The 13,450-nt window shown below is 71.0% G+C and carries 9 protein-coding genes; 3 read left to right on the plus strand and 6 right to left on the minus strand.

Translation table 11 applies throughout. From position 1 onward, the window contains the following. Positions 1–30 precede the first annotated feature (30 nt). Together NAEX_RS39115 and NAEX_RS39120 are read right to left on the minus strand one after the other, a co-directional pair. Positions 31–1,356 carry an MFS family transporter gene (locus NAEX_RS39115; protein ID WP_096332564.1) on the minus strand — a complete coding sequence of 442 codons (1,326 nt, stop codon included), beginning with the start codon at positions 1,354–1,356 and terminating at the stop codon, positions 31–33. Positions 1,357–1,808: 452 nt separating this feature from the next. Next, on the minus strand, positions 1,809–2,816 hold the full coding sequence (locus tag NAEX_RS39120) for an ADYC domain-containing protein (RefSeq protein WP_143140998.1): 1,008 nt from the start codon (positions 2,814–2,816) through the stop codon (positions 1,809–1,811). A gap of 407 nt (positions 2,817–3,223) precedes the next feature. On the opposite strand from NAEX_RS39120, the gene NAEX_RS39125 reads away from it, so the two are divergent. After that, positions 3,224–6,322 carry a protein kinase domain-containing protein gene (locus tag NAEX_RS39125; RefSeq protein ID WP_170136385.1) on the plus strand — a complete coding sequence of 1,033 codons (3,099 nt, stop codon included), beginning with the start codon at positions 3,224–3,226 and terminating at the stop codon, positions 6,320–6,322. Positions 6,323–6,583: 261 nt separating this feature from the next. Here NAEX_RS39125 and NAEX_RS39130 read toward each other — a convergent pair whose 3' ends face one another. Together NAEX_RS39130 and NAEX_RS39135 are read right to left on the minus strand one after the other, a co-directional pair. Beyond that, complete coding sequence (locus tag NAEX_RS39130; RefSeq protein WP_143140997.1) at positions 6,584–8,686, minus strand: TolB family protein; 2,103 nt, start codon at positions 8,684–8,686, stop codon at positions 6,584–6,586. 112 nt (positions 8,687–8,798) lie between these two features. Beyond that, on the minus strand, positions 8,799–9,671 hold the full coding sequence (locus tag NAEX_RS39135) for an acyl-CoA desaturase (protein ID WP_211302551.1): 873 nt from the start codon (positions 9,669–9,671) through the stop codon (positions 8,799–8,801). A 295-nt stretch (positions 9,672–9,966) separates the two neighbouring features. Here NAEX_RS39135 and NAEX_RS52485 point away from each other — a divergent pair, with 295 nt between their 5' ends. Next, entirely contained in the window at positions 9,967–11,055 is a 1,089-nt protein-coding gene (locus NAEX_RS52485; protein ID WP_177325993.1) for a hypothetical protein, read from the plus strand. 4 nt (positions 11,056–11,059) lie between these two features. Further along, complete coding sequence (gene rpiA, locus NAEX_RS39150) at positions 11,060–11,704, plus strand: ribose-5-phosphate isomerase RpiA (protein ID WP_218163363.1); 645 nt, start codon at positions 11,060–11,062, stop codon at positions 11,702–11,704. A gap of 66 nt (positions 11,705–11,770) precedes the next feature. Here rpiA and NAEX_RS39155 read toward each other — a convergent pair whose 3' ends face one another. Together NAEX_RS39155 and NAEX_RS39160 are read right to left on the minus strand one after the other, a co-directional pair. After that, the gene (locus NAEX_RS39155) at positions 11,771–12,715 is read right to left on the minus strand and encodes a hypothetical protein (RefSeq protein WP_096332571.1); all 945 of its coding nucleotides are present in this window, start codon (positions 12,713–12,715) and stop codon (positions 11,771–11,773) included. A gap of 333 nt (positions 12,716–13,048) precedes the next feature. Next, positions 13,049–13,429 carry a GFA family protein gene (locus tag NAEX_RS39160; protein WP_096332572.1) on the minus strand — a complete coding sequence of 127 codons (381 nt, stop codon included), beginning with the start codon at positions 13,427–13,429 and terminating at the stop codon, positions 13,049–13,051. Positions 13,430–13,450: the final 21 nt, after the last annotated feature.

Consider the following 13,450-nt stretch of genomic DNA (forward strand, 5'->3'; position numbering starts at 1 on the left):
ATCCGCGCTCCGCGGCCGGCTGCGCGCGCGTCACGGATCGTGGTGGAGGTAGTTCGCCTGCCGCGGCAGCCGCAGGCTGACGAGGACCACGATCACCATCATCGCGGTCACGTACCAGAAGTACGCCTCCTCGTGGCCGAGCGACTTGAGCGCCAGCGCCACGTATTCGGCCGAGCCGCCGAAGATCGCGTTCGCCACCGCGTAGGCCAGACCGACCCCGAGCGCGCGTACCTCCGGCGGGAACATCTCCGCCTTGACGATGCCGCTGATCGAGGTGTAGAGGCTCACGATCGTCAGCGCGGCCATGATCAGGACGAAGGCCGCGACCGGGTTGGTCGTGTGCTGCAAGGCCGTCAGGATCGGCACGGTCGCCACGGCGCCGAGGCTGCCGAACAGCAGCATGCAGGTGCGCCGGCCGATCCGGTCCGACAGCGCGCCGAAGACCGGCTGCAGACACATGTAGAGGAACAGCGCGCCGGTCATCACGTAGCTGGCGGTCCGGATCGGCAGGTGGACCGTGTTGACCAGGTACTTCTGCATGTACGTGGTGAAGGTGTAGAAGAACAGCGAGCCGCCGGCGGTGTAGCCGAGCACCGTCACGAACGCGGCGCGGTGGTGGCGGAGCAGGCCGATCACGCTGCCGGCGTCGGCGTCGGCCCGGGCCTCGTCGCTCTGGGTCTCGTGCAGCGTGCGGCGGAGCAGCAGGGCGACCACGGCCGCCACGGCGCCGAGCACGAACGGGATCCGCCAGCCCCAGGCCTTGAGCTCGGCCTCGCTCAGCAGGTGCTCGAGCACCACGAGCGTGAGCACCGCGAGCAGCTGCCCGCCGATCAGCGTCACGTACTGGAACGAGGAGAAGAAGCCGCGCCGACCCTTGAGCGCGACCTCGCTCATGTACGTGGCGGTGGTCCCGTACTCGCCGCCGACCGAGAGGCCCTGGAACAGCCGGCACACCAGCAGCAAGAACGGGGCCCAGGCGCCGATCTGCGCGTACGTCGGCAGGCAGGCGATCACCAGCGAGCCGGCGCACATCATCATGACCGACAGCAGCATCGAGGTCTTGCGCCCGAGCCGATCGGCGATCCGGCCGAACAACCACCCGCCGATCGGCCGCATCAAGAAGCCGGCCGCGAACACGCCCGCGGTGTTGAGCAGCTGCGCGGTCGGATCCGACTGAGGAAAGAACGCCGGCGCGAAGTACAGCGCCGAGAAGGCGTACACGTAGAAGTCGAACCATTCGACCAGGTTGCCGGACGACGCCGCCATGATGGCGAAGATCCGGTGCCGTCGCTCTGCGGCGTCCGGCGGCGAAGAGGCGGCCGGCTGGCCTGCACGGGGCGACGTGATTGCGTTCATGGTCCTCGAGGCGTCCAGGGCGAGCGACGCTGCGGCGGCTGAGGGTGCCACATGCCCGGGACCGGGACAGTAATCGCGGTCATGCCACGACGCACGCCGCCGGCAGCGCCGCGGCCCGGCGCCATCGGCGACCTCGCCGGCGCGGCGAGCGGAGCGCCGACGACGACGAGCCGGCTCGACGACGCAAGGGGGGTCGCGCGGCGCCGGAGCCATATCGCAGCGGGCGCGCAGGCGAGGCCGTTGCTCCCACGTTCATGACGCGCCTGCTCGATGCCGTCGGGCGATCGCGCGAGCGCGTGGTTTCTGCGACATCTCCCGTCTCGCTGGCAGACTCGGCCCGCGAGAGACCCGAGGTCCGGCAGGCGCAGCGGCGCCGCGAGTGGGGAGGGGACGATCCCTGTGCTTCTCGTGCCTGCTCGCCGCGTACGGCCGCGGCGGCCTCGCGCGAGGGTTCAGATCGCCGCGTCGAGCTTGGTCCAGAACAGGGCGTCCGGGTAGGTGCTCATGCTGGTGTCGGCCGGGCAGGTCGGCAGGGTCTGGCCGCCACACTGCACCTGCGGCGCCGTGTACGTGGCGTTGCGGGGCGTGTTGAGGCAGCGTACGCCGGTCGTGGTCCACACCGCCTCGTTCGGGTCTTCGGAGCGGAGGAAGGTGTTGATGTGGTACCGGTCCTGGACCTGCAGGTGGGTGCCGTTCTGCGTGAACGACTGGCCGGTGTAGCAGTAGTCGGCGCGGATCATGCGGGTGGCCACCTCGAACTCGTCGAGCTGCCGCTCCCACGGCTTGTAGCCCCACTGCACGGCCTTGCCGATCGCCCCCGAGGTACACGCGAGGTAGAGCGTGTTGCTGCGCTTGGCCATCTTGCCGGTGACCTCGTTCACCGTCACGTCCTTGATCGGCACCATCGTGTGGCGGCCGGCGGTGTCGGCGTCGCACACCGGGACGACGTTGCCCTCGTCGTCGACGGTCTCGAAGGTGTAGTGGGCCTCGCGCGCCGAGATCTGCTGGAACGAGGCGATCCGGAGCTCGACGTCCACCTCGGGCTCGTCGTTGGCGTCGTGGTCGCCGTCACCGTCGGTGTCGGGGTTGAAGAGGGTGAGCTGCCAGCGCGAGCCGACCAGGTCGGCGCCTCTGTAGATCGTGGTGCCGACCTTCGCCTCGAGGATCCCGTCCTTGACCGCGCCGCTGGTGACGTTCACCCAGACGTTGCCCGGCCGCAGCAGCTGGGCGCCCGTGAATTGCGCCCCCTTGTGCACCTGGCCGGAGAGGTCGAGCTCGGAGAACGGGGTCGCGCCGATCGAGCTGGTGTTCAGCCACACGCCGCCCGCGGTCCCGCTGCCGGGGCGCAGCATGACCGCGCCGAGGTCCTCATCGACGGCGTCGAACTCGTCCATCTCGTCACACCCGACGGCGAAAGCGGCGCTCAAGATCACGAAGGGAACAAGGTTGCGGACGTTCATGGCGGAGGTCTCCAGCTCGGGCTCGTGACCTGTGCATGTGGCGTCCCCCAAGCTCGGCCAGCGAAATTCGATGGCCCGTAGCTACTTTTTTTCAACCTGCTTTAGCTGACATTTTTTATTCAGATTTACGAGAAATGGTACTTTATTTTCAAGACTATTTTCGGTTTAGCTTCGGAAAATAACGTTTGTTTTGTTGTTTTTTGATCAGTGCAGGATCGCGCTCGAAGATTACCTCGTGAAATGCCGACAAATTCGTTCCCGATCGTAGCGACGATCGAGAAGACGCACCTGGCGAACCGTGCCATGTCTCCTATACATCGAGGCGCGCCCGCCGGCGCCTGCCCTCCATGGCGACGCCGAAGAACGCACTCGATCGAACCGACATCGCGGCCCCTGCCACCCGGGTCGTGCCGACCGGTCTTGAGGGACGCGACTTACTCGTCACGCAGCGGGTCGACGCGCCGGCGCGCGAGCAGCTCGTCACGCAGCGAGTCGACGCGCCGGCGCGCGAGCAGCTCGTCACCCAGCGAGCCGACGCGCCGGCCCGCGAGCGACCCACGCCGACGGCCGTACCCCCGATCCCCTCGCTCCTGGCCCACATCGGCCGCTTCACCATCCTCGAGCGGCTCGGCGAGGGCGCGATGGGCATCGTCTACGCCGCGTACGACGACCAGCTCGATCGCAAGGTCGCGGTCAAGGTCCTGCGCAGCGACTCGAGCCAGCGCGAGCCGCAGGCCCGCGAACGCATGCTGCGCGAGGCCCAGGCGATGGCCCGGGTGTCGCATCCCAACATCGTCGCGGTCCACGAGGTGGGCTACCACGACGGCGAGGTGTTCATCGCCATGGAGTTCGTGCGCGGGCAGAGCCTCGCAACCTGGCTCAAGGCGGCCCGGCCGTGGCGCGCCCGCGTGGAGACGTTGCTGCAGGCCGGCCGCGGCCTCGCGGTGGCGCACGCCGCCGGCCTGGTCCACCGCGACTTCAAGCCCGCCAACGTGATCGTCGGCAGCGACGGCGTGGTCAAGGTCCTCGACTTCGGCCTCGCCCGCGCCGTCGACCGCGAGGTCGAGGAGGACCCGCCGACGCTGCGCAGCACGTTGACGAGCTCGCTCGATCACCAGATCACGCACACCGGCACGGTCGTCGGAACCCCCGCGTACATGGCCCCCGAGCTGCTCCTGGGCCAGCCGGCGACCGAGAAGAGCGATCAGTTCAGCTTCTGCGTCAGCCTCTACGAGGCGCTCTACGACGCCTCGCCGTTCGACACCAGCAGCTTGCTGGCGCTCACCGACGCGGTGACCCGCGGGGCCATCCGCCAGCCGCCGTCGGGCAGCCACGTCCCCGCCGCCCTGCTGCAGATCATCACGCGCGGCCTCTCGGTCGATCCGAAGCGCCGGTTCCCGTCGATGCCCGCGCTGCTGGCGGCGCTCGAGCGCACGCTCGAGCGTCGCCGCGCGCCGTGGCTGGCGACGGCCGGCCTCGCCGGCGTGCTGGCGGCCGCCGGCTTCGCCGCCGCCGCGTATTACCCGACCGGCGACCCCTGCGAGGGCGCCCGCGACGAGCTCGTCGGGCTGTGGGACGCGCCCGCAGCCGCCGCTGCGCACCAGGGTCTGCTGGGCACCGGCGTTCCGTTCGCCGAGGACACCTGGACGCGCGTGAAGGCCCGCCTCGACGCGTACGCCGGCGAGCTCGTCGACATGCGCGAGGACGCCTGCCGCGCCCATCAGCAGGGCCGGGCCTCGACGCACCTGTTCGACCTGCGGACGGCGTGCCTCGATCAGCGGCACAAGAGCCTGGCCGCGTTCGTGGCGATCCTGCAGCGCGCCGACGTCGAGGTCGTCGGCAACGCCGGTGCCGCGGCCGCCAACCTGCCGTCGCTGGCCGCCTGCGACGACACGCGGGCCCTCACCGAGGCGGTGCCTCCGCCCGACGATCCCGCCAGCGCCGCCCGGGTCGCCGGCCTGCGCGGCGTGCTGGCCGAGGCCCAGGCGCACGAGCTCGCCGGCCAGTTCAACCAGGGCCTCGCGCTCGTCGAGGGCCTCGAGCTCGGCGATCTGGCCTATCCGCCGCTCGTCGCCGAGATCGGGCTGCGGCGCGGCAGCCTGCTCAGCGAGGCCGGCCGTCACACCGAGGCCCTCCAGGAGCTCACCCAGGCCCTGCAGGTCGCGCTCGCCAGCGGCCACGACGGCGTCGCCGCGGCGCTGGCCACCCGCCGCGACTTCGTCCGCGCCGCCCGCTTGCAGCAGAGCCGCGAGGTCCTGAACGACGCCCCGTTGATCGACGGCCTCGTCGCCCGGGTCGGGTCGACCCGCGAGGGCCGCGAGCTGCGTGGCGACCACCTCAACAACCTCGGCATCGCCCACGCGGTGCTCGGCGAGTCACAAGCGGCGCGCGAGTACTTCGTCGCCTCGATCGAGGCGCGCCAGGCCGTCCTGGGCGAAGAACACCCGCAGGTCGTCTACGCGCTCGGCAACCTCGGCCTGGCGCTGATCACCGGCGACAACGCCCTCGAGGGGGTCCGACAGCTTCGCGCCGCCTTCACCGCCGCCGAGTCGAGCCTCGGCCCCAAGCACCCGCACGTCGCCCTGCTGGCGATCAACCTCGGCGTCGGCCTCACCGGGCTGCACCGCTTCGCCGAGGCGGCTGGTTACTTCCAGCGCGCGCTGACCCTGCAGAGCGAGCTGCTCGGGCCCGACGCGGCCGACCTGCACTGGGTGCTGACCGGCATCGGCGACCTCGAGGTGGATCAACGCCGCTGCAACGACGCGGAGGCCAGCTATCGCCGCGCCCTGCAGGTGCTGCGCGCGAGCGAGACCTCGCTCGACCCGACCGCTTTCATGCCCTTGCTCGGCCTCGGCAAGGCCGCCAGCTGTCGCGGCGACTTCGTCGCCGCCGAACGCCACTTCCAACACGCGCACCGGCTCGCCGAGCAGAGCTTCGGCGCCGACGAGCTGCGCGGGGCCGACGTCAACGACCAGCACGGCGACATGCTGCTGCGCGCCGGCGATATCGACGGCGCGCTCGTGCAGTACCAGCGGGGTCTGGAGGTCCGCAGGGCCCGCTTGCCGGCCGACGCCCCGCTGCTGGCCGACTCGCTGCGCCGGATCGCCAAGGCGCACCGGGTCGCGGGGCGCCTCGACGAGGCGGCGAAGCTGCTGCAAGAGGCCCAGCGGCTGCGCGAGCGCGACCCCGAGGTCGAGAGCGCCGAGGCGGCGCTGATCCGCCTCCGCCTCGGCGACCTCGCCCTCGATCGCAACAACCCCGGCGAGGCCCGTGGCCACTACGAGCGCGCCATCGCCATCTACAGCGCCGTGAGCGAGGCCGAGATCGCCGAGCTCGCCCTGGCGCGCTTCGGCCTCGCCCGCGCCCGCGCCGCGGAGTCCGGCGCCGTCGCGCCCGAGGACCGGAGCCTGGCCGAGCAGGCCCTGGGCGCCCTGCAGAACCTCGGCCCCGCCTACCAGCCCGAGCAGGCGAGCGTGCGCGGCTGGCTGGCCGCGCACCCGAGGTAGGGGGTGAACGAAAGGGCATGCTGTTTCGGACATGCCCTTGGGTGCATGCGCGAAAGGGCATGCCCCCAAGAGCATGCCCCGTGGAGAAGGCGCCGAGGCGTTCGCGCCACTGGACACGTCACTCCCCGGCGAGGGCCGCCGGCCCCGCCACCGCGGTGCTCGCGTCCGGGCGCCCAGCCTGCAGCAGGAAGCGACGGATCCCCGGCGGAGCCGTGACGGCGCCGCGGGGACACGTTCCACGCTGTCCCGGGGGACGGCCGCTCAGCCCGGCTGGATCGAGCAGTAGCCGGCGATGCACGTGCCCTCGCCCTCGCAGCAGGCGGCGTCGACCTCGCAGGAGTCGCCGATGTGCGAGCAGGTGTCGGGCTTGTCGGAGCAGACGGCAGGGTCGCCGTAGCAGAAGCCGTCGCAGCAGTCGAAGCCGGCGTTACAGCCCTCGCCGAGCTGCTTGCACGGCGACAGCGCCCACTCGCCGCGCATGTTGGAGTTGTTCAGCTCCTGGCCCGGGAGCCAGAACGCCGGGTGGCTCGGGTCGGTGCCGGGGGTGATGTTGCCGTCGATCGCCGTCACCCACAGCTGCTTGCGGCGGGTCATCGGGTTGGTGTCGGTGAGCGTGTTGCCGTACTTGCGCTCGGAGCCGATGATGAGCCACGAGTAGCCGCCGACCGACACCGGCAGGAACGTCGGCTCGTAGGTGGTCTGGTCCTGGCCGGGCTCGATGATGCCGAAGCCGTTGGCCTTGTCGAGGCGGACCACCGAGGAGCCGTCGAGGTTGGTCAGCCAGACCTCGGTGACGGCGGCGCGGGTGCGGGCCTGGTTGAGGCGGTTGAACGCGATCCACTGCGAGTCGGGCGAGAAGGTCGGGAACGTGGTGGTGGTGAGCCCGGGGATCTTGTCGACGATCTGGTGGGCGTTGGCGAACGAGTTGGTCATCAGGTCGACGTCGACCAGCCACAGCTCGCTGTTGTTGAAGTCGAGCCAGTTGCCGTCGGTCTTGCGGGCGAACGCCAGCTTGGTGCCGTCGCTCGACCACACCGGGTGCTGCGGCTTGCCGCCGGGCACCGTGAGCTGCGCGAGCACCGTCGCGCTGTCGTAGGCGGTCAGCTTGAGCGCGCCGGTCTCGTCGGACTGGCCCCACACCACGTGCGAGCCGTTGGGCGAGATCGCCTGGAAGCCGGAGGCGAGGTCGGGGAAGTAGAGCACCTGGCCGGACGCGGCGTCGATGGTGCTCCACGGGCTGTAGCCGCCGTGGAAGCTGGCGGCGATCCGCGAGCCGTCCTTCGAGACGCTGTGGCAGGCGACGCAGCCGACGCCCTGCGGCTTCTGGATGAACGGCTCGGGCGCGGTGGCGCCGATGTTGAGGCGCACGACGTTGCCGTTGTTGACCTCCCAGTAATAGACGGTGCCGGTCAGGTTGGCCGGGGCGATCGTCCAGGTCTGGGTCTTGGCGAGGTAGGCCTTCTGGCCGTCGAAGCGGGCGATGTCGACCTTGACGTCGCCCTCGGTCGAGGCGGTCAGCTTGAGCCAGATGTCGGTCGGCAGCTTCGGGAAGTCGAAGCGCGACGGCGGCGGGACGTTGTGCCAGCCCTTGTACTCGAAGAACTCGCTGTAGGCGTGGATGTAATAGAGGTCGCCGGCGCCGCCGCCGTCCCACTGAATGGTGGGACCGATGAGGCCGCGCGGGAACACGGTCTTGTCGTACGGGTAGAGCAGGACCATCGCCGGGTCGGGGTCGACGGCCATCCCGAACAGGTCCTTGGTCTCCGGCGGGACCGGGTTCGGCTCGGCGTTGAACAGCAGCTTGACGGTGGCGGTGGTGGTGGCCGCGGGCAGCTCGCCGGCGCCCTCGAAGGTCACGGTGCCGACGCCGCCGGCGAAGCCCGTGGCGGTGAACATGCCCGAGAGGTCGCCGATGCCGGCGAGGTCGAGCTTGTCGAACGACCAGGTGCCGGTGACGGGGATCTTGATGCCCTTGTCGGTGACGCCGACGGCGGTGTACTGGGTCGCCGGTGGGACCACGCCGTCGACGACGGTGATGATCGCGTCGAGCGGGTCGATCTCGATCGACACGACCATGCCCGGGTCGTCGCCGGTGGTCGCCGTGGTCGCCGGGTCGACGGTGGTGCCGTTCGTGGTGCCGTCGGTGACCGGGCCGTCGGTCGGGTCGCCGACCGTGCCGCTCCCGCTCGGCTCGCTGCTCGTCGGCGTCGAGGTGTCGGTGGTATCGCTGCCGCTGCCGGTGTTGCCGGTGCTCGGCGCGGTCGAGGCGGTGATGACGGAGCTGTCGCTTTCAGCCGGACGATCGGGGTCGCCGCAGGCGAGCAGGCCGGCGGCCGAGAGGAGCGCCACATAGTTCCAACGCATGCCGCGATTACAGCGAAGTTCGCCGGCCGCGGCTACACGGAGATCCCCGGTGCGACGCGAGCCCACGCAAGGCCCGGCGGCCGGCGCCGTCTGCAGGCGCGCACGCGCCGGCTCAGGACTTCAGCGGCTCGCGCGGGGCGACGATGTCGCGCGCGAGGCCGACGAGCGCGAGGCCGCGGATCATGAGGTAGGTGATGTCGAGCTCGAACCACCGCCGGCCGTGGGCCGCGGCGCGCTGGTGGGCGTGGTGGTTGTTGTGCCAGCCCTCGCCGAAGGTCAAGAGGGCGACCCACCAGTTGTTGCGCGAGTCGTCGCGGGTCTCGTAGTTGCGGTAACCCCAGCGGTGGGCGGCGGAGTTGACGAGCCAGGTCGCGTGATACGTGAAGACCAGGCGCACCGGGATGCCCCACACGACCCAGCTCCAGCCCTGCCCGAGCCACGCCTCGCCGACGACGTAGAGCAGGACCGCCAGCACGAACTGCGGGACGTAGTGCCAGCGGTCGAACCACCGCATCACCGGGTCGCGCAGGAGGTCGCGGGCGAACGCGCGCTCGGCGTCCTCGTCGGCGCGCATGAAGACCCACAGCATGTGCGCCCACAAGAGGCCGTGCCGCGGCGAGTGCGGGTCGTGCTCCTGGTCGGACCAGCGGTGGTGCAGGCGATGCTTGCCGACCCACAGCACCGGGCTGCCCTGCCAGCTCAGGGTGCCGAACAGGACGATGACGTACGTCAAAAACCGCGGGACCGTGAAGCTGCGGTGACACAGCAGGCGGTGATACCCGAGGCAGATGCCGACGCCGCCGGCGAGCCACCAGAGCGCGAGGGCGACGCCGAAGCCGCTCCACGAGAAGGTGAAAGGCGCCGCGACGCACACCAGGTGCATCAGCCCAGCGCCGATCACGTGACTCCACATGAGCCCGCCGACTTCGGGCGAGCTGGTGGCCGGCGGAGGGACGAACTCTTCGACTTCGACTGCCGTGGACAAGGCCCGTTCAGGCTACCAGCGGGGAGCGCAGGTCCAGAGGAGGCGCCCCCCGCGGGCGCGCGCGTCCACGCACGCCGGGGCCGCCGCCCGTGGACCCGAGGCCGGGCCCGCCCGGCGATGAGAGTCCTCCGCCGGGGCCGCCGCCGATCGGTTCAGGTGGCCGCGCCGGCGGGTTATTCTGCCGTTCATGCGAACTTCGCCTTTGTCCGCTATCGCCCTCTCCTGCCTGCTCGCTTGCGGCGACGACGGCGCGTCCCAGACCGTCGGGGTCTCGATGTCGGCCAGTGACACAAATATGACGGACCCGTCTCCGACCTCGACCAGCGCCGGCCCGACGAGTGCGACCTCGGAGGACACCGGCACGGCGGGCGAGTCGGAGTCGGGGACGCCGACGACGACGACGCCGACGACGAGCACGAGCACGAGCACGAGCACGACGGAGCCGGAGACGAGCACGAGCACGAGCACGGGCACGACGGACCCGATCGACACGACCACGACCACGACCGATACGACGACCACGTCCACGTCGACGACCACGACGAGCGAGACGGGCGAGACGACGACCGACTCGACCACCGGCGAGCCCGAGCCGTGCGCCTGCCCGGACATCGAGGTGCCGCTCGACGACGGGATCTTCGTCCTCTCCGACGACGCCGAGCTGTGGAAGTACTTCCCCGAGACCAACAGCTTCACGATGCTGGGCGCGATCGGCTGCGGCATGACCAATACGTTCTCGATGGCGGTCGACCGGCTCGGCTACGCGTGGGTGCAGTTCAACGGCACCGGGGAGCTGCGCAAGGTCGACGTCACCAACGTCGCCGACTGCAGCGACCCGGGCTTCGTCCCCGGCCAGAACGGGGTGACGAACTTCGGCATGGCGTTCGTGTCGAACAGCGACAGCGACAAGTGCGACCGGATCTACGGCAACACGTACAGCGGCTTCGGCGGCTACTCCGAGGGCCCCAACGCCGGCGACTTCATCACCATCGATCCGAACGACCTCGCGCTGTCCAAGCTCGGCAAGACCAACTTCGACGGTGCCGAGCTGACCGGCACCGGCGACGGGCGGGCGTTCATCTTCGGCGGGCAGTTCCCTTCGAAGCTGGTCGAGGCCGACAAGGACACCGGCGCGGCGCTCGACGTGCTGCCGCTGAACGGGCTCGAGATCAACAACGGCGCGTTCGCGTTCGCCTTCTTCGCCGGCGACTTCTACTTCTTCACCGACAGCGACAACGACCTGTTCAACTCCGAGGTCACCCACCTCGACTACGACGACAGCGACATGAACGGGGTGCAGGACCTCACGGTGCTGACCGAGAACGCGCCGCTGCTGGTGGTCGGCGCCGGCGTGTCGACCTGCGCGCCGGTGCTGCCGATGTGAGCCGATGGTGACGGACGCGAAGCAGCGGGCGGCGCTGGCGGCGCTGGCTCACGTGTCCGCAGGGACAGTCGTCGGCGTGGGCACCGGCTCGACCGTGGCCCACTTCATCGACGCGCTGCCGCAGGCGCGGGTCGCCGGGGCGGTGGCGAGCTCGGAGCAGACGGCCGCGCGCCTGCGGGCCCGCGGGATCGCGGTGCTCGACCTCAACACGAGCGGGCCGCTGCCGCTCTACGTCGACGGCGCCGACGCCTGCGACCCGCAGCGGCGCCTGATCAAGGGGGGCGGGGCGGCGCTGACCCGCGAGAAGATCGTGGCGGCGGCGTCCGAGCGGTTCGTCTGCATCATCGACCCGAGCAAGCGGGTGCCGCGGCTCGGCGGGGTCCCGCTGCCGGTCGAGGTCATCCCGATGGCGCGCGCGCTGGTCGCCCGCACGATCGCGGCGATGACCGGCGGCACGCCCGTGTGGCGCGAGGGCGTGGTCACCGACAACGGCGGCTGGATCGTCGACGTCCACGGGCTCGCGCTCGACGAGCCCGAGGCGCTCGAGGCGGCGCTGAACCAGATCGCCGGGGTCGTCAGCGTGGGGCTGTTCGCCCGCCGCCCGGCCGACGTCGTGATCGTCGGCGACGACCCGCCGTGGTCGTGGTGAGCGAGGACATGTTCTCACGGTCATGCCTGAACGGACATGACCTCGAGGACATGCCCCGCAAAGCGGTCACTCGGGGTTGTCCTTGAGCCAGCGCTCGAAGGCCTTGAGGTCGACGTCGCAGACCTTGGCGTACTCGGCGGCGACGTTCTTGCGCTCCCAGGCGCGGTCGCTCTCGGCGCGGTTCTGTTGCACGCGCAGGGCGTCGAGGGCCTCGAGGACGTTGCGGAAGTAGACCCACCGCTTGGGCTCGTCGGCGGTCGGGGGCGGGGTGCCGCCGCAGTAGCGGGAGAGCCAGGCGTGGGCCTCGGCGACCTTGCCCTGCTCGCGCAGGGCGGTCGGCATGGCCGGCAGGCAGGTCTGCAGCATCAGCGACACGCGGTCGGGGCCGCGGGCCTGCTCGGCGAAGCAGCGCTCGCTGAAGCGGGCGTGGTCGCCGACGAGGAAGGCGTCGCGCACGTAGGTGTCGCGCTCGAACTCGGAGCGCGACGGCTGGGCGCGGTCGCAGGCGTACATGTCGACGAAGATCTTCCGCGGGCCCTCGGGACATGGCACTTCGTACAGGTCGATGACGTGGCCGTCCTTGTTGGCGCCGACGTTGCCGCGGCGGGCCCGCATGCCGCTCGGGATGTCGCCGTCGAACGGGCGGGTGCCGTCCTCACACTCGGCGTCGGCGACGGCGACGTAGGAGCCGGTGGTGCCGCAGGTCGGCAGCGGGCGGTCCTTGGACGAGCCGGGCGGCCCGGGCGGGGCCGCGGCGCTGCCCTGGGCCTTGAGGTCGGCGATCCGCTCCGGGTCCTCGGTGCGGCCGTCCCGGCCGGCGCGCGGGCCCCCAGGGTTGGCGAAGGCGCCCGACGACGTGGTGGTCGGGTCGAGGGGCGAGTCGTCGGCCCCGGCGATCGGAGTGCCGAAGGCGCCCGACTCGGTCGCCGCGGGGGCCTTCGCCCGACCCGTCGTCGTGGTCTTGCAGGCGGACAGGCAGGCGAGGGCGAGGAGCAGGAGCGGACGGCGCATGCGCGAGCCAACGTATCACGGGCCCCGCCTGCACGTCGCGAGGCTGGCCCACGCGGGAGCGCGCGGGGATGGACACGCGCGGGCGAAGGTCGCGGCGGCCGGGCGGGGCACGCGGCACAGCGGTTCGCCGCGGAGCGCGAGCGGAGCTGCCGGCGCGTCGGTCGCTCGTCAGCGCGGACGGCCCAACGGCATGGCGACACGAGCCGGGACCGCGCGCGAGGAGCCGTCCGCGCTCGCGCTCCGGCATCGACATCGCACGTCGGAGCTCGGGTTCAGGCGGGACGCCGGGATGCATGCGGCGTCCACGGTGATGCTGCGGCCGTCGCCGATCCGTCAATGCTGGTGCTGCGGCAGGTCGTCGCCGATGTCGTAGTAATCGCCCTTGTCGGCGACGTGAATGTGCATTGCCAGGCGGGCGCCCGTCGGCGCGTCGAAGGCGCCCATGGCGACGGCGATCTTCGGGGCGAAGATCGGGTCCCAGAACAGCCACGAGCCGCAGGTCGAGCAGAAGCCGCGGCGCACTTTCTCCGACGAGCGGAACCAGGTGAGGCGGTCCTCGCCGGCGACCGTCAGGGCGGCGCGCGGGACGTCGGTCGAGGCCCAGTAATGGCCCGACTGCTTGCGGCACTGCGAGCAATGGCACGCGTTCGGCGGGGGCAGCGGGCCGGCGACCTCGAAGGTCACGGCGCCGCACAGGCAAGATCCTTTGGGCATGGCGGTTTTCTCTCCGCCGAC

Source organism: Nannocystis exedens, from assembly GCF_002343915.1.
Taxonomy (GTDB): domain Bacteria; phylum Myxococcota_A; class Polyangia; order Nannocystales; family Nannocystaceae; genus Nannocystis; species Nannocystis exedens.

Excerpts from the sequence above, each read along its gene's own strand:
- NAEX_RS39115 (WP_096332564.1), bottom strand. The coding sequence starts at position 1,356 with ATGAACGCAATCACGTCGCCCCGTGCAGGCCAGCCGGCCGCCTCTTCG.
- NAEX_RS39120 (WP_143140998.1), bottom strand. The coding sequence starts at position 2,816 with ATGAACGTCCGCAACCTTGTTCCCTTCGTGATCTTGAGCGCCGCTTTC.
- NAEX_RS39130 (WP_143140997.1), bottom strand. The coding sequence starts at position 8,686 with ATGCGTTGGAACTATGTGGCGCTCCTCTCGGCCGCCGGCCTGCTCGCC.
- NAEX_RS52485 (WP_177325993.1), top strand. The coding sequence starts at position 9,967 with ATGACGGACCCGTCTCCGACCTCGACCAGCGCCGGCCCGACGAGTGCG.
- rpiA (WP_218163363.1), top strand. The coding sequence starts at position 11,060 with ATGGTGACGGACGCGAAGCAGCGGGCGGCGCTGGCGGCGCTGGCTCAC.
- NAEX_RS39155 (WP_096332571.1), bottom strand. The coding sequence starts at position 12,715 with ATGCGCCGTCCGCTCCTGCTCCTCGCCCTCGCCTGCCTGTCCGCCTGC.
- NAEX_RS39160 (WP_096332572.1), bottom strand. The coding sequence starts at position 13,429 with ATGCCCAAAGGATCTTGCCTGTGCGGCGCCGTGACCTTCGAGGTCGCC.